The following is a 17,897-nucleotide window of genomic DNA, read 5'->3' as shown; positions in this document are numbered from 1 at the left end:
ATGCGGTTCGGATTCACCCGGGACCAACAGCGTTTCCGGGCGGACGTACGACAGACGTTGCGTTCCGGGCGGGTGCGTGCCGCGGCGGCGGCGGCCACCGGCGCGGACGGTGTCGAGCCGGACGCCCGCCCGCTCTACCGGCTGCTCGGCGAGCGGGGACTGCTGGCCGTGCACTGGCCGGTCGAGTTCGGCGGTCAGGGGCGTCCGCTCACCGACGCCGCGATCGTCGCCGAGGAACTGGTCCGGGCGGGCGTGCCGGACACGCTGCACGTCAACACCATCCAGATCGTCGGCCAGTTCCTGCTGATGGCGGGCGACGCGGAGCAGCAGCGCCGGCACCTGCCCGGGTTGGCGCGCGGCGAGCGTTTCGCCTCGGTGCTCTACACCGAACCGGACGCCGGGTCGGACCTCGGCGCGCTGCGGACCGTCGCGGCGCCCGACGGCGACGGGTACCTGATCACCGGCACCAAGGTGTTCAGCCTCAAGACCCGGTTCGTCGATCTCGGGCTGTGCGCGGCCCGTACCTCCTCGGGCGCCGGGAAGTACCAGGGCATCAGTCTCTTCCTGGTCGACCTGCACGCTCCCGGGGTGACCGTGTCGGTGATACCCGGCATCGGCGACGAGCACTTTCACCAGGTCGAGCTGGACTCCGTCCGGGTGTCGGGCGAGGACCTGCTCGGACCACGGGACGAGGGGTGGCCGCTGCTCAACGAGGCGCTGACCATCGAACGTACCGGCCTGGACTACTTTCTCAAGGCGGAGCGCTGGCTGGAGGCCGCGCTGGAGTCACTGGTCGACCAGGCGGCGGACCCCGCGCACGCCCACGCCGAGGCGATCGGCCGCTGGAAGGGCGCGCTCGTGGCCGACCACGCCCTCGCCTGGGAGGTGCTCACCGGCCTCCAGGCCGACCGGGTCGACCCGGTCGCGGCGGCCGTCGCCAAATACCACAGCAGCGAGCTCGCCCAGGGCATCGCGGCGTGGGCGGCCGACATTCCCAGCGCCGAGCAGCGGTCCCGCCGTACCCGGGCCGTCGAGGTCCTGGACTCCGCCTACCGGGAGGCGCCCGGGCTCACGCTGTCGGCGGGCACCTCCGAGGTGATGTTGCAGATCATGGCCGCCGCGTTCGACTCCATGGGACCCGAGGAGCACTGACATGGACCTCACCCCCGATCCGCTGTTCGTCCAGGTACGCGCGGCGCTGCGGACGGCGCTCGCCGCGGTCCCCGTGCGGCCGGGCGTGCACGGCGCGCCGGTGGTCGACGGCCGCGACGGGCCTACCCGGACCGTGCTGGACGCGCTGGGCGTCGCCGACTTCGAACGGTCCGCCCTCGCCGGTGGACTCGACCTCGGCCTGACGGCGGGCGTGCTGGTCAGCGCGGAACTCGGCCGCGCGGCCTGCGGTAACTCCTACCGGGGCGACGCCGTGGCGGCCGACGTGGGGTGTCCGGCCGGTGTGGCGCTGGCCGGGCTGGAGGCCCTTCCGGCCGGCGGCGGCGTCACCGCGACGCCGGGCCCGGCCGGCTGGGCGCTGACCGGCACGGCCACCATCGACGACCCCGAAGCCGCGCTGCTGCTGGTCGCGGTCGCGGCGGGCTTCGGCGGGCCGGTCCTCGTCGCCGTGCCGCGCGACGCCGCGGGCGTCAGCGTGCAGACCGGGTGCTGGCCACCGGCCGTCCGCTTCGCGGCCACCCCGGTCACCCTGGCGGACCTGGTCGGAGAACTCGACCGGACGCCCGCCGACCCGCTGGCCCGGGCCCGGGTGCGGCAGGCCGGCTACCTGCTCGGCATCGCCGAAGGCGCGCACCGGATCGCGTTGGAGCACACCGCCGTCCGGCGGCAGTTCGACACCAGGTTACGTGACCTGCCCGCGGTCTCGTTCCCGCTGGCGCGGGCCGAGGTGGCGTTGCGCGCGACCCGGGCGGCGGTGTACCGGGCCGCCTGGCTGATCGACTACGAGGCCGACGCGGTCGGCGTCGAGCCGGTGGCGGCGCTGGCGCTGGCCGCCGAAACGGCGCGGGAGGTGGTACGCCGGAGCATGCAGAGCTGTGGGGTGCGCGCGATGACGGCGGAACTCGGCCTGCACCGGTACTTCCGACTGGTCGCGGCCGAGTCCGCCCGCTACGGCGCCCCCGCCGACCTGTGGCGGATGGTCGGCGTCGACTGCGTCCGAGCGACCCGGCGCGCGGTCGCCGCCACGGCGCTCCCGACGCCGGCGACGTCGGGAGCGTAGGGGCTCACCTGGAGCGCGCCATCACCGGTGACGGCGTCCGCTCCTCGCCGAAGGACTGCTCGTCCGACGAGATGAGCCCGGCCCGGTAGGCCAGGGACACCAGCTCGGCGCGGTCGCGGACGCCGAGCTTGGTACGCACCCGGTAGACATGGGTACGGACCGTGGCCTCGCCGATGAACAGCTCGCGGGCCACCTCCTCGGTGGACATGCCGCGCGCCACCATCCTGACCACCTCCCGCTCCCGCTTGGTCAGCTCGTTCGCCCCCGGGTACGCCGAGCTGTCCCGGCGTTGCGGCTGCGCGCGGAACCAGGTGACCAGCCGTCGGGCGACACCCGGCGCGAGCACGGTCTGCCCGACCGCCGCCGCCTGGATCGCGGCGATCAGCTCCTGGGGCCTCGCGTCCTTGCCGAGCAGGCAGCTCACGCCGGCATGCAGCACGTCGCTGACCGTCTGGTCGGCGTCGGACTCGGTGAACACCACGATGCTGGGCACCGCGTCCTCCTTGGCGAGTTTGCGGATCATCTCGAGGCCGGAGATCGTGCGGAGGTTCAGGTCGGTGACCACGACGTCGGGCCGCGCGGCCCGGACGAGAACGATGGCTTCCATGCCGTTGTCGGTGGTGCCGACGACGTCGATGTCCGGGACCGCGTCGAGCAGAGTTCTGAGACCGTCCCCGATGACCGGCAGTTCATCACAAATGAGCACCCGGATGGCCACTGTTTTCCCTTTCGGTAGGACGTGGTGGGGGTCCCTGCGGTGACGGCGGTGACCGACCGCAGGGGGCCGCCCCCGGCATGCCGGGGGCGGTCAGGTTCCTGGTGGGCGCACTTCTTCCCGCCTCGTCACCGGATGTGCCAGCCGTCCAGGGCGGGCGCCCTGAGCGCCCGGGTCACGACCTCGATCGCCTGACCCCGGGCGAGTTTCTCGTCGGTGGCACGAATGAACAGAACCACGGTCGTCAGATCCGCGCCGGTCCGCGCCCATACGTGTTCGACGGCGTCACCCGCTTGGGCGTGTGCCCAGAGAAGATCTATTACCGTGGCCTTACTGAGTTGATTTCGGGCGGGGTCGACGCTTCCCAACGTCACCCGGACAAGATGCATGTCAACCCCATTCGTTGCCGCCTGTCACGATCGTCCCGTGGGCGGCGACTGTGTGCTGGTCGGCCGCCTGCACAAGATTCGCTCCGAAGATCGTGGCGATCGTCACAATGACGAGGGCGCGCGCTTTCCACTTCATGTCCACTCCCCGATTGCCGTACGTTCAGGGCCCCTCCGACCCGCCAAAACAACTCTGGAGCAGCGCGCGGGAGAAGTGAACAGGAAGCAATTGGCAGCAAAATGCATGTCCTCTTGGTGCCACCTCCCGCCCGACCGTCGCCGGCGGCTCCTGATCACGCGGCAGGCGGGCGACGTCGACGCCCGGCGCGGTCGGGGCGCGTCACCGCCCGGCGGAGGAGAAACACCGAGCAGGGCGGACCGGCTACTTCCCGCCTGGTCCGCCCTGCTCGGCGACACTCTCGACCGGGCCGCGCCGGCCACCACCGGCCCGGTCGGCGCACACCGGGCGCGCCGGCCCGGTCGGCTCACACGTGGATCTTCTCCGGGCGGGGGCGCGGCGAAGCCGGGCCGGCCAGGTGGACGGTGGTGCCGTCGCCCGCGAGGGCCCGTCTGACGGGCTCGGAGGTACGGCCGTCGGCGATGCGCACGGTGGGGACCCCACCGTCGAGCGCTTCGCGTGCGGCGACGAGTTTGAGCGCCATGCCGCCGGTGGCCGACCGGTCGGGCGCGCCGGTGGGCGACACCCGCACGGCGGCGCGCAGGCTGGTGGGGTCCCCGGGGTCGGCGAGCACGCCGGGCGCCCCGGTGAGCAGCAGCAACTGGTCGGCGCCCAGCGCCACGGCCAGCGCCGCCGCGGCACGGTCGGCGTCGACGTTCACGGGGTGGCCGTGCTCGTCGATGGCCGGCGGCGAGATCACCGGCACGTGACCGGCGCGCAGCAGAGTCTCGGGAAGCACGGTGTCGACCTGGGTGATCCGGCCGCTGTGGTTGTCGCGCACCAGCACGGTACGACCGTCGACGACCGCGCGGACAGCGGACTTCCGGCGGGCGCGGAGCATGCCGCCGTCCATGCCGGTCAGGCCGACCGCGGTCACCCGGTGGCGGGACAACTCCGCCACGAGCCTCGGTTTGACCGCGCCGGCCAGAGCGAGCACGACCACCTCGAGGGTGGCCGGGTCGGTGTGCCGGGTGACGACGCCGTCCGGCGCGACGAGGGTACGTCGTGGCACGCCGAGCCGGCCGGCGAGCCGGCCGATCTCGCCGGAGCCACCATGCACCAGCACGACGGCATGACCCTCGTGCGCCAGGTGGGCGAGGTCGGCGCAGACGTGGGCGGCGTTCACGGCGGGGTTCCCGCCGCACTTGACGACGATGAGCGGCCTGGTGGTCACGGTTCCTCCGGTCGGCGGGGTCACAGCGGATGCAGGCCGGGGAAGGTCAGGCCGAGGGTCTCGGGCAGGCCCATGCGGATGTTGAAGCACTGCACGGCGTTACCGGCGCCGCCCTTGACGAGGTTGTCCAGGGCGCCGATCGTGGTCAGGCGCCCCGCGCCGTCGACGGCGTAACCGACGTCGCAGAAGTTCGATCCGTGGAGGATCTTCGGGTCGGGGTAGCGGAAGACGCCGCGCTGGTGTGCGACGACCCGGACGAAGGGCTCCGGGGCGTACTGCTCGCGGAAGGCCCGGCGTACGGCCCGCTCGTCCACCCCGGGGCGCAGGGTGGCATGGCAGACGGTCTGGACCCCGCGTACCGCTTCGACGCCCGTGGCGGTCATCGCGGCGGCCAGCCCAAGGTGCCGGGAGATCTCGGCTTCGTGCCGGTGCCGGGTGGGCGCGAACACGCGCATGGCCCCGCTGCGTTCGGCGTGCAGGTTCGCCGGACCGGCGGTCGCGCCCGAGCCGCTGGAACCGGTACGCGCGTCGAACTGGGCGCCTTGTTCCAGATCGATCAGCTCGTGCCGCACCAGCGGATACAGGGAGAGCACGCCGGCGGTGGCCATGCACCCGGGGACGCTGATCAGGTCGGCGGCCCGCAGGCTCTCGCGGTACAACTCGGGAAGCCCCGGCACGAAGCTGGGCAGCAACCGGGGGGCCAGGTGCTCCTCACCGTAGTAGCGCCGGAACACCTCGGGGTCGTCGAGCCGGAAGTCCCCGGTCAGATCGACGACGAGCTTGGACCGCTCGATCCAGTGATCGATCTGGGTCATCGCCACCCGGTGCGGCAGCGCCAGGAAAACGGCGTCGCATTCCGCGACCGCCTCCGCGGCGCAGAACGAAAGATCGGTGACGGACCGCAGATTCGGATGCACGCCGTCGATCCGCTTGCCGGCGAACCGCGACGAGACAGCGCCCACCAGCTCGACCTCGGGATGACCCAGTAGCAGGCGCAGCAACTCACCACCGATGTAACCGGCCGCGCCGACCACCGTCACCCGCTGCACGAGCCCATTCCCCTCACCGACACAATGCCGTCCAGCATGGCGAAACCCTCCGGTCCGAGCGGACAACCCAAACACTGAGAAGATATGCGACCGTACCGATCGGCAGCGTCCACGCCAAACGTATCCGGAAGGGCGCGCCGGGTTGACTTTCCCGCCGCCCGGGTAACGCGGACAATGAGCCGGTGCCGGAGGCGACCGCCACGCGGATCGGCCCGGAGCAGGTGACTCAGCGCGCGCGGCGGTAGTGCAGGGCCACCACGCCGTTGCGGAGCGGCTGCGCCGAGAGCAGGTCGAGCCGGCGCGTACCGGGCAGCCCGTCCTGGTGCAGCGTCGGACCGTGGCCGGCGATCCGCGGATGGACGAGCAGCCGGTACTCGTCGATCAGGTCCAGCCGGTCGAGCTCGGTGGCGAGCCGGCCGCTGCCGAGGAGGACCCCGGCCGGGGTCGCGTCCTTGAGTTTCTGCACGCCCTCCCGCAGCTCACCGGCGACGTGGTGGCTGTTGGTCCACGGGAAGTCCCGGCGCGTCGACGACACCACGTACTTGGGTTTGGCGTCCAGCTTGACCGCCCAGTCGCGCACGGCCGGCGGCGCCTCCACGTCGCCGCGGGCGACGGCCGGCCAGTAGCTCTCCATCATCTCGTAGGTGACGCGACCCCACAGCATCGCCCCGCTCTCGTCCATGAGACGGGTGAAGAGGGCATGCGTCTCGTCATCGACGATCCCCTCCTGGTGGTCGACACAACCGTCCAGGGTGAGGTTGAGGCTGAAGACGAGCGATCCCATGGCCGGCGAGTCTAACGCCACCACGGCTCACTCCGGTGGGCGTCGCGTGAGCGTCGTAACCGGCTAGGCGATCTACCAGCGGGTACGTGACGCCGCCGACCCCGGGACGATCCGCCGCCTTAACGAAGTCTTCCTAGCGTCCGGGTGACCACCCCACACCCGGAGGCCCGATGAGCCAGACCCGCAGGGACTTTCTCCGTCGCGTCGGTATCGCCGGTGGCGCCGGCGTCATGCTGCACAGCATGGGCGCGCTCGGCCTGACCAGCGCCCACGCCGCGGAGACACCACCGTTCACACCACCGAGCAGGAACGACCTCCGCCGGCACGGCCGCAAGACGGTCGTCGTGCTGGGCGGTGGCATCGCCGGTCTCACCGCCGCCTACGAACTACTCAAGGGCGGGTACGACGTCACCGTCCTGGAGGGACGCGACCGGCCCGGCGGCCGTAACCGGACCGTCCGGGGCGGAGACACCAGCACCGACCTCAAGGGGCAGACCCAGCGGGCGACCTTCTCCAAGGGCCAGTACATGAACGCCGGCCCCGGCCGCATCCCGCAGATGCACGTGACGATCGACTACTGCCGGGAACTCGGCGTCCCGATCGAGGTCTTCACCAACCAGAACGCCGACGCCTTCCTCTACCGCGAGAACGTGCCGGGCGCCCTCAACGGCGTCCCGGTCCGGCACCGGGCCGCCAAGGCGGACGCCTACGGGTACACGGCCGAGCTGCTCGCGAAGGCGACCGACCAGGGCTCGCTCGACCAGTACCTCACCGCCGAGGACAAGGAGCGCCTCCTGGCCTACCTGCGCAGCTTCGGCGCCATCGGGTCCCGCGTCGACGGCGACCCGGCGGCCAGCTTCCGGTACGCCGGCGGCGGGCGGCGCGGCTACGCCACGCAGCCGGGCGCCGGCCTGGAGTCGGGCACCACCATCCCGCCGTACGCGATGTCCGACCTGCTCGCCTCGACCGTGGGCAACTACTTCTCGTTCGAGATGGGCTTCGACCAGGCGATGATGATGTACCAGCCGGTCGGCGGGATGGACAAGATCGCCTACGCCTTCGCCGCGGCGATCGGCGCCCGCCGGATCCGCTACAACGCCGAGATCGTCGAGTACCGCAACACGCCCTCGGGCGTCGAGGTCGTCCACACCACCCCGGGCGGTCCCAAGAAGGTGGTCGCCGACTTCGCCATCAACACCATTCCGCCGCACATCGCCGCGAAGATCAGTTCCAACCTGCCCACGGAGATCGTCACCGCCCTCGGGTCGGTGAGCGTCACCAACGCCGGCAAGATCGGCATCGAGTACGACCGCCGGTGGTGGGAGGAGGACTTCCGCATCTACGGCGGCATCACGAACGCCAACACCAACCTCGGGAACATGTGGCACCCGTCGTACGGCTACAACGGCAGGCGCGGCACCATGATCGGCTACTACAACACCGGCGGGAACGCGAACTTCTACGGCAACCTGACCCCGGCGGAGCGACTGGCCGAGGCGGTACGGCAGGGCAAGAAGATCTTCGGCGACGTGTACGGCGAGGGGATCACCGCCTCCTACTCCCGGGACTGGGCCTCCACGAGGTTCTCCGAGGGGGCGTGGGTCGGCTGGCCCAGCGCCACCGGTGGGCAGACCGGCGCCGCGTACCGCAGCCTCCTGGAGCCGACCGGCAACGTCTACTTCGCCGGCGATCACCTCAGCCACGCCATCGCCTGGCAGCACGGCGCGATGGTCTCCGCCCGCGCCGCCGTCGAGTCCCTGCACGCCCGCGTCACGGCCGCATGAGCACGCCCGCCACCCCCGGCCGGCCCCGCAGAAAGGTCCCCACCGTGCGCCGAAGCGCCATCCTCGTCCCCGCCGCCGCCGTCCTCCTCGCCGTCCCCACCGGCGCCGTCGCCGGAGGGCTGTTCCCGCCCCGGCCCGGCACCACCGTCACCGTGCTCCCCGCCGGACAGGACAACCCCTCGATCGCCGACGGCGTGGCCATCGGCAAGGGCACCGCCCTCTACAAGAGCAGCGGGCTCGGCCCGGCCGCCCTCAACCCGGCAGCGCCGGCCGGGTCGGAGGCGCGTTACATCGACACCGACGTGTTCCCCGGCGGCGTGCTGCCGCCCGGCGTGACCGTCACCGAGGCGCAGGGCATCAACGTGCTGCGCCGGATCGGGGAGAACCTCGCCCGCGCGGGCCTGACCTACCAGGACGTCATCAGCATGCGGGTGTTCCTCCAGAACCCCGACGGCCAGGAGCGGATGGACTTCAACGGCTGGAACCGGGCGTACCGCCAGTTCTTCGCCAACACCAGCCTGTCGACCGGCAAGCCGGTGCCCGTGCCGCTCGGGTCGGCCGCCCCGGCCCCGCCGATGGTGGTCAACCCCGCCCGGCCGTCGCGGTTCGCGCTGGAGATCGAGAACCTGCCGGTCGCCGGCTGGCTGGTCGAGGTGGAGGTGGACGCCGCCTACCCCGCGAAGGGCAAGTGACCCCACCCCCGTCACAGACGCGCCGTCGACCCGCCGCCCGGGGCTGCTCCCGTGGCCCCCGCGCCGGGTCGGCGGCGCGCCGACGTACCCGGACCCACGACACCGGGCACCGACGCCCCGGAACCCTCGTCGGGGGTTGTGATGTGCTCTGGGCTGGGCGGACAAGGGTCCAGACGGCGTGGGGGAGCACGGGTCGACGGGGGCCACGCCCTGCCACCCCGGGTGAACGCCCAGGTCGCTAGACTGGGCACTCGCGCCCTCGTAGCTCAGGGGATAGAGCATCGGTTTCCTAAACCGTGTGTCGCAGGTTCGAATCCTGCCGGGGGCACGTCACAGAACTGCAAGAGCGTTACGTAGCGGGTCGATCACTAATTGTGAAATCGTGTTTCGTGCTCGATCGTTGAAGTCGATGCCCCAGGACAGAGCGCCTGGGGCATCTTCGTATTCATGGGTCGTGCCACCTCCAGCCGCCGCGACTGCTGGGCCAGCAGCAGCCGGACCGGGTTATTGACCAGCCGGAGGCAACTCGGGCGCGGGCCGGTCGCGTAAGCGCTCAACTTGCATATCTAGCCGAACCTGACGCACGGCAGGCGACAGACCGCGTACGCCCGCAGAATCTGGGGGCGATCCGTTGGCTCGCTGCCCCTGAGCGCCAACATGAGACCGGCCAGCCAGACGAGTAGTGCGCCGAGAGCGACGACACCGCCCATGATCATTGCAATCTGGATCAAGGTCCAGGGCCCAGACACCAGGTGGTTCAACGCTTAACTCCTTCATCACTCCGACCGATGCATCAAGCTTTGGACGAGGTGACTTCCGGCGCCAGAGGGTGTTACGAGGTCCAGCGATGAGCCACGAGAGACCACGATGTAGGCTACGGAGTTTACAAAATGTTCCACCTCGCGCCAGGAGGCGAACGGTGTCGAACGACCCCCGGGCGGAGTTATCGGCGGCGCTGCGACAACTTCATCGTCGTGCCGGAGAACCCAGTACCCGAGACATCGCTCGAGCGATTGCGTATAGCCACACCACCGTGGCCCAGGCGCTGTCCGGATCCCGCCGGTGCTCGTGGAAGGTTCTCGAGAAGATCGTTCTGCATCTCGAAGGTGATCTTGACTCCTTCAAGCGCCTCTGGCTATGCGTCCGCAGCACCGAAGACCCACTTCCGCCACTAGCCGATGAACAAGGTCCTCCGCGCCTTGTCAAGCCAACTGGCGCTGTCCCCCCGTCCGCTCGCGACCGACATCCACCCTCGTCATCGACCTATCAGGTCGACGAACGGGTAGAGATCATCTGGGATCAGGCGACGCAAACTCCTCGATTCCTTGCGCCGCCCTCAGTTGCGTTGCGGTTGATTCGAGATCTTCAGGAAGAGGGGCCTTCAGATGACGAGGGATAGCTACGGCGTGGCGGAAGGTGTTGCCGGCGCGTACCCGCACATTGGTGCCGTTGCAAGAGCGATTCTGGTATTCGAGCAGACGGTCACCGACCGGCGGCGCGTCCTCGGCGACGACCACCCCGACACCTTGACCACGGCCAACAACCTCGCTGGCGCGTACCGATCCGCAGGCGATCTGGGCCGAGCTGTTCCGCTGTTCGAGCGGACGCTCACCGACCGGCGGCGCGTCCTCGGCGACGACCACCCCGACACCTTGACCACGGCCAACAACCTCGCTGGCGCGTACCTCTCCGCAGGCGATCTGGGCCGAGCTGTTCCGCTGTTCGAGCGGACGCTCACCGACCGGCGGCGCGTCCTCGGCGACGACCACCCCGACACCTTGACCACGGCCAACAACCTCGCTGGCGCGTACCTCTCCGCAGGCGATCTGGGCCGAGCTGTTCCGCTGTTCGAGCGGACGCTCACCGACCGGCGGCGCGTCCTCGGCGACGACCACCCCGACACCTTGACCACGGCCAACAACCTCGCTGGCGCGTACCTCTCCGCAGGCGATCTGGGCCGAGCTGTTCCGCTGTTCGAGCAGACGCTCACCGACCGGCGGCGCGTCCTCGGCGACGACCACCCCGACACCTTGACCGCCACCAACAACCTCGCCAGCGCCTACCAAGCAGCAGGCGACCTCGGCAGAGCCATCCCGCTGTTCGAGCAGAGCCTCACCAACGCCCAGCGTGTCCTCGGCGACGACCACCCCCAAACACTGACCGCCACCAACAACCTCGCCAGCGCCTACCAAGCAGCAGGCGACCTCGGCAGAGCCATCCCGCTGTTCGAGCAGACGCTCACCGACCGGCGGCGCGTCCTCGGCGACGACCACCCCGACACCTTGACCACGGCCAACAACCTCGCTGGCGCGTACCTCTCCGCAGGCGATCTGGGCCGAGCTGTTCCGCTGTTCGAGCAGAGCCTCACCAACGCCCAGCGTGTCCTCGGCGACGACCACCCCCAAACACTGACCGCCACCAACAACCTCGCCAGCGCCTACCAAGCAGCAGGCGACCTCGGCAGAGCCATCCCGCTGTTCGAGCAGACGCTCACCGACCGGCGGCGCGTCCTCGGCGACGACCACCCCGACACCTTGACCGCCACCAACAACCTCGCCGTTGTGTATTACATGCTTGGGGACCGACTGCAGGCCCTCACCTACTACGAGCAAGCCCTCACCATCGCGCGGAGGGCTAGCGACCGACCGAGCGAAGCAACCACCCTTAACAACATCGGCCTCGTGCACCAAAGCCTTGGCAACCGGCAGCAGGCCCTGTCCTACTACCAGCAGGCCCTCCCCATCCGGCGTAAGGTTGGCGACCGGTTAGGTGAAGCAACCACCCTTAACAACATGGGTGGCTTGTACGACGGCCTCGGGGACCCGCAGCAGGCCCTGACCTACTACCAACAGGCCCTCCCCATCGCGCGAGAGGTCGGTGACCGCTCCGGTGAAGCAACCACGCTGAACAACATCGGCAGCGTGTACCAACACCTCGGGGACCCGCAACAGGCCCTGACCTACTACCAACAGGCCCTCCCCATCGCGCGAGAGGTCGGCGGGCGTGCCGACGAGGCGATTACCCGTTACAACCTGGCGATGATCTATCGGGAGGCAGGAGACCTCGACCGGGCGGTCAGCGAACTCGAACTCGTCGTTGATCTGGACCGTCAGGTCGGGCGCCCAGATCTCACAACTGACGTTGCCGCACTCGAAAAGGTACGCCGCGAACGGGAACAGGGCCGCGATTCTATCTGATGCCAGAGCAACAACTCTGAGCAGACGCCGAGCCCGCGTCAACCGCCAACCTGCAACCGCTCCGGCAGACCCGACCCGAGCCCCAGGTCAGGGCACGCATTTACCCAGCTCAACCCAGCCGTCATCGCGTGCAACCTGTGCAGGCTTATCTCTTGGCCAACCCTCACCGATCGGAGGTAGATGGCGGCAAGTTGTGCGCGTGACTTGGCCGTAAAGTCCATCGAGACAGGTTCCGGTAGCAGAAAGTCGACGAACGGCCACAACCACGGGGGTCTTTGACTGAGCCGCATCTTCAGGGGGCGATTTGGGTCGACCGGCTGATCCTACGGAGTGTCCTGGAACCAGCTATTGCGTGCGGCCAGCGAGGAGATCGGCTCGACGGTCGCCATTCTTTCCGCGAAATGCTCAACTGCGCGCTGCACTACGTCCGCCGGCCATTCATAGGGAGAGCGCAAAATTTCCGCTGCCTTGGACGCTGCGATAGCGCCGAGCTTGACATCACTGGCCCATCCCCCTGTGGGGACTATGGTCCTCGTGCCGCGAAGAGTATCGATCTTCACCGTCTTTTCGGCGCCTACTATCCGGAGCAATGACCGCATGTCGCCTGCACTGGTTTCCAGTAACTCGCCGTACTTTTCGACGAGCTTCTTGTCTATCTGCTCGACACTGTTGTGAGTCACCATCGGCCGAAGTAGCCAGAGTGAACGCGGAGAGTAGTTGACGAGATTGCGTCTAAGTTGATCCTGAATGACCAGCGCTGATCCACCGAGCCGTCGTCCGGACGTCTTCAGCGCCTTCTCGAGCAGCCTCAGATACTTTGGCTCAAGTTGATTGACCACCGTGTTGAGCTCGGCAGCTAGTTCGATTAGCACATTAGAGCGCGCGACCGTCAATAACGAAAATATGCTGTAATTCAGGTCGATGTTCGTCTCAGCTGTGTGCAGACGGTTTCTCCACCAAGCGACGTCGCCCTTTCGCGCTCGGGCTTGGTCCTCAGTCTCGACGACACTGGCCAAAAGGTGTTCGGTGCGTTCGTCCGTTGCGATGGCGGATAGGTCAACACCGGGCGGAACTGCCCCTACTGCTTGTCGAAGAACCCAACCATCGCCCCAGAAATTGGCAACTTTGGCGAGACGGTGGTACCAGCCCCGATAGTTTTCAATGGATCCTGGGCTCTGGCGTAGCTCCTCGATGAGCGCGATGGAATTCGTGCTGGTGGAGCTCCTGCTGCGTCGGCGGGCCTTGGTCCTCATACCTTTTGAGCCAGATATCTTCTGCGTCGATTCTTGAGGTCCCTGATCGCTGCAGGCAATCGCACATTCGAGTAGCCGGCCTAGGGGAGTCGTTGGCTCGGGGGGCCTTACTAGCTCCGCCGCGCCGTCGTTGATGTCAGCCATGCAGGCTCTGAGGACGCTCTCGGTCACCCCGTCATAACCGCCCTTGACCAGCAGTTCGCTGATCCAGTCTGTCGGAAGATCCAAGCGTGGCAGGACTTCGGCGAGTTTGGACGTCTGTTGCGCGTTCAATCCGCCGAGCACGGTTAGCGTCGCCGCAGTCTCAAGCCATGGCTGTGATGGCGTGAACAAGTTCCACCACCACGTGGCAATGCCGTCATCCGGTTGCGCGTGGCGATTAAGGCTGTCCGCGAGAACCATACGCAGAGGTGCCGGATTGTCCTCACACAGTCTTTGTTGAAGGTGTCGGACCGCTTGCTTACGTCCGGCCCCACCAGTGAGGGCGAGCGGGGTGCCGGAGGCCTCGAGAAGGCCATCCTCGGCCAGGACCACGCCTGGGCCCTCGAAGACGAATTCTACGATCTCCTGGATTGGCTCATCTGGCTGCCCCTGAAAGGTTCGGTCATCAAGAAGAAGCGTCGCCGTGGAGCGGAGCAGCGGATGTACTCGCAATAATTGCTTCGTGCTCAATCCGCGCAGATTGTGCCGGATGCCACGGACTTCCACGGCTGAGAACATGCCGACGAAGAACCGGCACACGTTCGACCAGTATGGCCGCTCAAGAAGCGCATTGAGGCAGTCGTCACGTGAATTTCCTCGGCCTCTGGGTGGGGCGTTGTCAAAGATGTGCAGAGCCGCGAAGTATTCGCGCAGAGACTGAACCTCAAATTCAAACTGATTGGTCTCTCGCTCGACGAGACATAGCACCCGCGACGAGATAGCCGAGAAAAGGGCCTTTGCGAGCTCTTGTCCGCCTTCACGACCCTCCAGGTGGTCGTGAACGAGCTCCTGTATTTGCCGCCGGCTGATCGAGCCCGCCCCAATTCCTTCCTCGGCGCGCGATTGAAGATGCCAGCCGAGAAAAGCATGGATATCTTCGATAACTTTACGCTCTTCCGAGAGTAGCGGTTCTTTCTCTTCGGTCTGCTCGCGGTCGAGGAAAGTCTTGAGGTATTCGCGGTACAACTCGGTACGCTGCTGTGGCAAGAGCTGGCGTCGATGCAGCAGATGGAGCAGGATGGCCATCTGCATGGGATAAGAGGCGAGTTCCCGGATGTGTGGCACATGCTGGTTGTCGAGGAAAACTCGTTGAAGCTTTTCGGCCGATTCATGCGTTAAGCGCGCAACCGAGCTCCATTTCTGCAGATACTGCAACCGGAGGCCGTAGGTGAGGCGCTGTAGGTAGAGAATTGGAAAGCTCTGCGACGACCACAGGCTGGCTGTCGTCGCTCCTGGACGAGTTGCCGATACGATGACGAGATCATAAGCGAAGGTACTCAGCCGGTCATGAGTGCCGACAATCGCCTCACTTACCAGGGCTCGGTCTTTCAGGTTGGCGACTTCATCGAGGCCGTCAAAAGCCAGAAGCAGAGGCTGTGTGGCCACCAGCACGCCGAGGTCCTCGAGGCTGAAACCTTGACCACCGCTATGTTGCTTAACATGATGAGCGATATATTCTTCGAGACTGGGGAGTTCGCGCTGCGAGGCACTTTTCCGCCGCGCTCTCGCTTTCTCGGCCTTGCGTGGATTCTGCCGCGATGAGGCCCAATCCACATAGCGCCTCAAATCGATGCGAATCGGCGTTCTGATATGGTCAGTGACTGGCTTGAGCTGCTGGTCGCCGCCCGTGTAGGTGTCACGTCCAAGTATCCGTGCACGGTGGAACTGGCAGATGTACTGCCAGGGTCCCGGCAAAGTCGTTAGATGATGCCGAGGAGGGCCAGTGCCCGGCTGCTGTCGCGGGCGTGATGCCGGTTGGCAGCGGCGATGTTGGTGAGCCCGGCGAGGCGTAGGGCGCCGATGGCGGCGTTGCGCAGGGCGGCCATGACTTGCGGTCCGGTGCCGGTACGGATTTGGCTGCGGTCTTCGTCGTAGGTGACGTCGCGGACCCAGTGGATCTTGTTCTCGATGGACCAGTGGCCGCGGATCCACGCGGCCAGTTGATCCGGTTTCGCCTGGTGGACTTGCAGGTCGGTGATGGCGTAGACGGTCTCGGTGGTGAAGCGTTTCGGCTCATCGAGGCGTCGTCGGCGGCGGCGGATCTGGATGGCCTGGGCGGCGTGCGGGAAGTCGATGCCGGTGGAGATGGTGAGGATCTTCAGGGTGCGTATCTCGCGGCGGCCGTGCCCGCGGTCGTCGTGGCGGGTGGCGTCGGGGACGGCCCGCCAGGGCAGACCGGCGAGTTGGGCGTGCAGGTGGGGCTGGTTGGCTTTGACGGTCAGGATCCAGTGCGCGCTGCGTTCGGCGAGGTAGGCGACGTGTTCGCGCTGGCAGTGCAGCGCGTCCGCGGTGATCACCGTGTTGCGCAGGTCGCTGATCTGGTCGAGTAGAGGTCCGAACCGGGTGATCTCGTTGGTCTTGCCGTCTACGTTGGTGCTTGCCAGGACCACACCGGTGGCCTGATCACAGGCGGCCATCACGTGATCGGCGGCGGTGACGGCGGTGCGGGATCCGCGCAGGGTCTTGCCGTCGACCGCGATCGCCTGCCGGCTGCCCGAGGCGCTGGTCGTGGCCCGGCCGACGAGCCAGCCGCTGATCGCCGTGGTCAGCAGATCCGGGTCCAGGGCCTGCAGCAACCGGCGGATCATCGCCTCCGACGGGCGCCGGTCAGCGGCGATACCCAGTGCCTCGGCCGTCTCGTCCGGGACATCGGCCACCCACTCCGCGATCGCGGAGTACGAGCGGTAGCCGGCCACCACGGCACACACCACCGCGGTCACCACCACGCACAGCCGATGCCGCACACCGCGGCGAGCTCGTGGATCAGGCACCCCGGCCAGTGCTGCGGGTAGCCCGCCAGCGGTTTCGGGCACGGTCAGAGCCGGTGCATCGGACAAAGACGAGATCAGCGATGATGGCAGGGCGGGCATGACTCACTTCGGATCGATCACCGTGGCGTAGGAACCTTGATGATCTTCTGAGCTGGTCATGCCCGTCTTGCTGCCACAAACGCTGGCGCTTCTACTTCAGAAGCCTCAAGTCGGACAGCGTCACGACTTTGCCGGGGCCCTGGATGTACTGCAGGAGGGTGGACTTGCCCGCTCCGGGACCGCCTACCAGAAGAGCATTGCCCGTCCACTCTGGATGGAGAAGTGCTTGGGCTGCACCTGTGACGATGTAGCCCTCGATGGGCGTAGCGTCCCCCGGATGGCTGGCTGCGATGCGTGCCATCAGTTCAGCCGGTGCGGCGTCGAGGCGGCATCCGAACGGAACGTCGACGAACATCGCGTCGACGCTTGGGCCACGCAGCTCAGCTTGTTCGAAGAGAACCCTATCGTCGGCCGCGTACTGGTCGCCGACGTATGCTCGAACAGTTCGCTCGATGTGCTCGCTACGCTGCTCGTGGCGCTCATGCGCCCGGCGCATCTTTACGAGAGTTTCGACATCGTACCCACGGCCACCGTCCGCGTCGACCATCGTGTGGTGGACAGGGCACAGCAAGATCAAATTCTCATACTCGTCGACGTTTGCGAAGTCAGGCTCATGTCGCGGGCCGTCGGAACGTGACGACCGGATGTGTGCCTCCTCTCCAACGACGGTCGTAAAGGTCTCCCCGGTGTGGGCGTCGATCTGGTCGGTCGTGAGTTCCTGCCGACACTGCGGAAAGGCGCATCGATTGTGGGCACGTCCCCACAAGAGCTTTCGTGTCCTGACCGAAATCCCCACGCGCGATCCTTTGCACGGTCCGTGATCACCTGTTGGCTGCTGGCAGCATTCTGCCAGACCGGAGTCGGCCCCTCGTCGGCTGCTGCGTACTTTCGGCAAATGAGCGCATCATGGCCAACACGGTGAGGGCATGGTGCGAACACAAGCAAGGAACCGACCGTCACTACAACAGGAATGCGGCTTTTGTGGCAATTGATGGGGTTGAAGCTTATGGATGATACGCCGCCCTCGGCGCTGGACCCGGCTGCCGCGCTCGATCCCCTCAAGGACGAGTGCGGCATTCAGTAGACCCGAAGGGGTGCCCCGAAGCGGACCCCTGTGGGTGCCCACACGAGGGGGCACTCATCCCCAGATCGACACCTCCCGGGCAGGTTGGTCAGCCTTGATCGAACTCCCCATCCTTGGCTCCCTCGATGAAGGCCACCCACTCTCGGGACATGAACACCAACGCGGGTCCCGACGGGTCCTTGCTGTCACGCAGTGCAACTGCGTTGGTGAGCTGGGCGAATTCCACGCAGTTGCCATTTGCGCCGCTACGGGTGCTCGTTCGCCACGTCACGGCGCCCAGATCTGGAGTGTTCACCTTTC

Annotated in this window: 14 protein-coding genes and 1 tRNA gene; 6 read left to right on the top strand and 9 right to left on the bottom strand. The window is 67.4% G+C overall.

Going from position 1 to position 17,897, the window contains the following annotated elements; all coding sequences use genetic code 11:
• Positions 1–1,152 (top strand): acyl-CoA dehydrogenase family protein, encoded by a 1,152-nt coding sequence (locus O7606_RS15730; RefSeq protein ID WP_281594775.1) that lies wholly within the window; start codon positions 1–3, stop codon positions 1,150–1,152.
• Position 1,153: 1 nt separating this feature from the next.
• Positions 1,154–2,230 carry an acyl-CoA dehydrogenase family protein gene (locus O7606_RS15725; RefSeq protein ID WP_281594774.1) on the top strand — a complete coding sequence of 359 codons (1,077 nt, stop codon included), beginning with the start codon at positions 1,154–1,156 and terminating at the stop codon, positions 2,228–2,230.
• 4 nt (positions 2,231–2,234) lie between these two features.
• Here O7606_RS15725 and O7606_RS15720 read toward each other — a convergent pair whose 3' ends face one another.
• From O7606_RS15720 to O7606_RS15700, 5 genes are all read right to left on the bottom strand, one after another.
• Positions 2,235–2,936, bottom strand: coding sequence for a response regulator transcription factor (locus tag O7606_RS15720; RefSeq protein WP_281594773.1), 702 nt, complete (start codon positions 2,934–2,936; stop codon positions 2,235–2,237).
• A 399-nt stretch (positions 2,937–3,335) separates the two neighbouring features.
• Positions 3,336–3,470 carry a hypothetical protein gene (locus O7606_RS15715; protein ID WP_281594772.1) on the bottom strand — a complete coding sequence of 45 codons (135 nt, stop codon included), beginning with the start codon at positions 3,468–3,470 and terminating at the stop codon, positions 3,336–3,338.
• A gap of 346 nt (positions 3,471–3,816) precedes the next feature.
• On the bottom strand, positions 3,817–4,683 hold the full coding sequence (locus O7606_RS15710; RefSeq protein WP_281594771.1) for a [LysW]-aminoadipate kinase: 867 nt from the start codon (positions 4,681–4,683) through the stop codon (positions 3,817–3,819).
• A gap of 20 nt (positions 4,684–4,703) precedes the next feature.
• The gene (argC, locus tag O7606_RS15705) at positions 4,704–5,717 is read right to left on the bottom strand and encodes an N-acetyl-gamma-glutamyl-phosphate reductase (protein ID WP_281594770.1); all 1,014 of its coding nucleotides are present in this window, start codon (positions 5,715–5,717) and stop codon (positions 4,704–4,706) included.
• Between the two features lie 241 nt (positions 5,718–5,958).
• On the bottom strand, positions 5,959–6,516 hold the full coding sequence (locus tag O7606_RS15700; protein WP_281594769.1) for a dihydrofolate reductase family protein: 558 nt from the start codon (positions 6,514–6,516) through the stop codon (positions 5,959–5,961).
• A 170-nt stretch (positions 6,517–6,686) separates the two neighbouring features.
• Between O7606_RS15700 and O7606_RS15695 the strand changes: the two genes are divergently transcribed.
• The 4 genes from O7606_RS15695 (at position 6,687) to O7606_RS15680 (ending at position 12,189) form a co-directional block, all read left to right on the top strand.
• Entirely contained in the window at positions 6,687–8,300 is a 1,614-nt protein-coding gene (locus O7606_RS15695) for an FAD-dependent oxidoreductase (RefSeq protein WP_281594768.1), read from the top strand.
• 44 nt (positions 8,301–8,344) lie between these two features.
• Positions 8,345–8,992 carry a Rid family hydrolase gene (locus O7606_RS15690; RefSeq protein WP_281594767.1) on the top strand — a complete coding sequence of 216 codons (648 nt, stop codon included), beginning with the start codon at positions 8,345–8,347 and terminating at the stop codon, positions 8,990–8,992.
• Positions 8,993–9,247: 255 nt separating this feature from the next.
• A tRNA-Arg gene (locus tag O7606_RS15685) sits at positions 9,248–9,320 on the top strand.
• A 1,057-nt stretch (positions 9,321–10,377) separates the two neighbouring features.
• A complete protein-coding gene (locus O7606_RS15680) occupies positions 10,378–12,189 on the top strand; it encodes a tetratricopeptide repeat protein (protein WP_281594766.1) in 1,812 nt (603 codons plus the stop codon).
• A gap of 323 nt (positions 12,190–12,512) precedes the next feature.
• Here the strand turns inward: O7606_RS15680 and O7606_RS15675 are convergent, their stop codons facing one another.
• From O7606_RS15675 to O7606_RS15660, 4 genes are all read right to left on the bottom strand, one after another.
• The gene (locus O7606_RS15675) at positions 12,513–15,338 is read right to left on the bottom strand and encodes a hypothetical protein (protein WP_281594765.1); all 2,826 of its coding nucleotides are present in this window, start codon (positions 15,336–15,338) and stop codon (positions 12,513–12,515) included.
• 5 nt (positions 15,339–15,343) lie between these two features.
• Entirely contained in the window at positions 15,344–16,513 is a 1,170-nt protein-coding gene (locus tag O7606_RS15670; RefSeq protein WP_281594764.1) for an ISAs1 family transposase, read from the bottom strand.
• Between the two features lie 91 nt (positions 16,514–16,604).
• Positions 16,605–17,309 (bottom strand): HNH endonuclease signature motif containing protein, encoded by a 705-nt coding sequence (locus O7606_RS15665; RefSeq protein ID WP_281594763.1) that lies wholly within the window; start codon positions 17,307–17,309, stop codon positions 16,605–16,607.
• A gap of 376 nt (positions 17,310–17,685) precedes the next feature.
• A complete protein-coding gene (locus O7606_RS15660; RefSeq protein ID WP_281594762.1) occupies positions 17,686–17,892 on the bottom strand; it encodes a DUF397 domain-containing protein in 207 nt (68 codons plus the stop codon).
• Positions 17,893–17,897 lie beyond the last annotated feature (5 nt).

This window comes from Micromonospora sp. WMMD882 (assembly GCF_027497255.1).
In the GTDB taxonomy this organism is placed as follows: Bacteria; Actinomycetota; Actinomycetes; order Mycobacteriales; family Micromonosporaceae; genus Micromonospora.
This window is presented reverse-complemented; position numbering and strand designations above follow the sequence as displayed.

Bases quoted from the DNA above. Each gene is read 5' to 3' on its own strand.
- O7606_RS15730 (WP_281594775.1), top strand. From the start codon at position 1: ATGCGGTTCGGATTCACCCGGGACCAACAGCGTTTCCGGGCGGACGTA.
- O7606_RS15725 (WP_281594774.1), top strand. From the start codon at position 1,154: ATGGACCTCACCCCCGATCCGCTGTTCGTCCAGGTACGCGCGGCGCTG.
- O7606_RS15715 (WP_281594772.1), bottom strand. From the start codon at position 3,470: ATGAAGTGGAAAGCGCGCGCCCTCGTCATTGTGACGATCGCCACGATC.
- O7606_RS15700 (WP_281594769.1), bottom strand. From the start codon at position 6,516: ATGGGATCGCTCGTCTTCAGCCTCAACCTCACCCTGGACGGTTGTGTC.
- O7606_RS15695 (WP_281594768.1), top strand. From the start codon at position 6,687: ATGAGCCAGACCCGCAGGGACTTTCTCCGTCGCGTCGGTATCGCCGGT.
- O7606_RS15680 (WP_281594766.1), top strand. From the start codon at position 10,378: ATGACGAGGGATAGCTACGGCGTGGCGGAAGGTGTTGCCGGCGCGTAC.
- O7606_RS15670 (WP_281594764.1), bottom strand. From the start codon at position 16,513: ATGCCCGCCCTGCCATCATCGCTGATCTCGTCTTTGTCCGATGCACCG.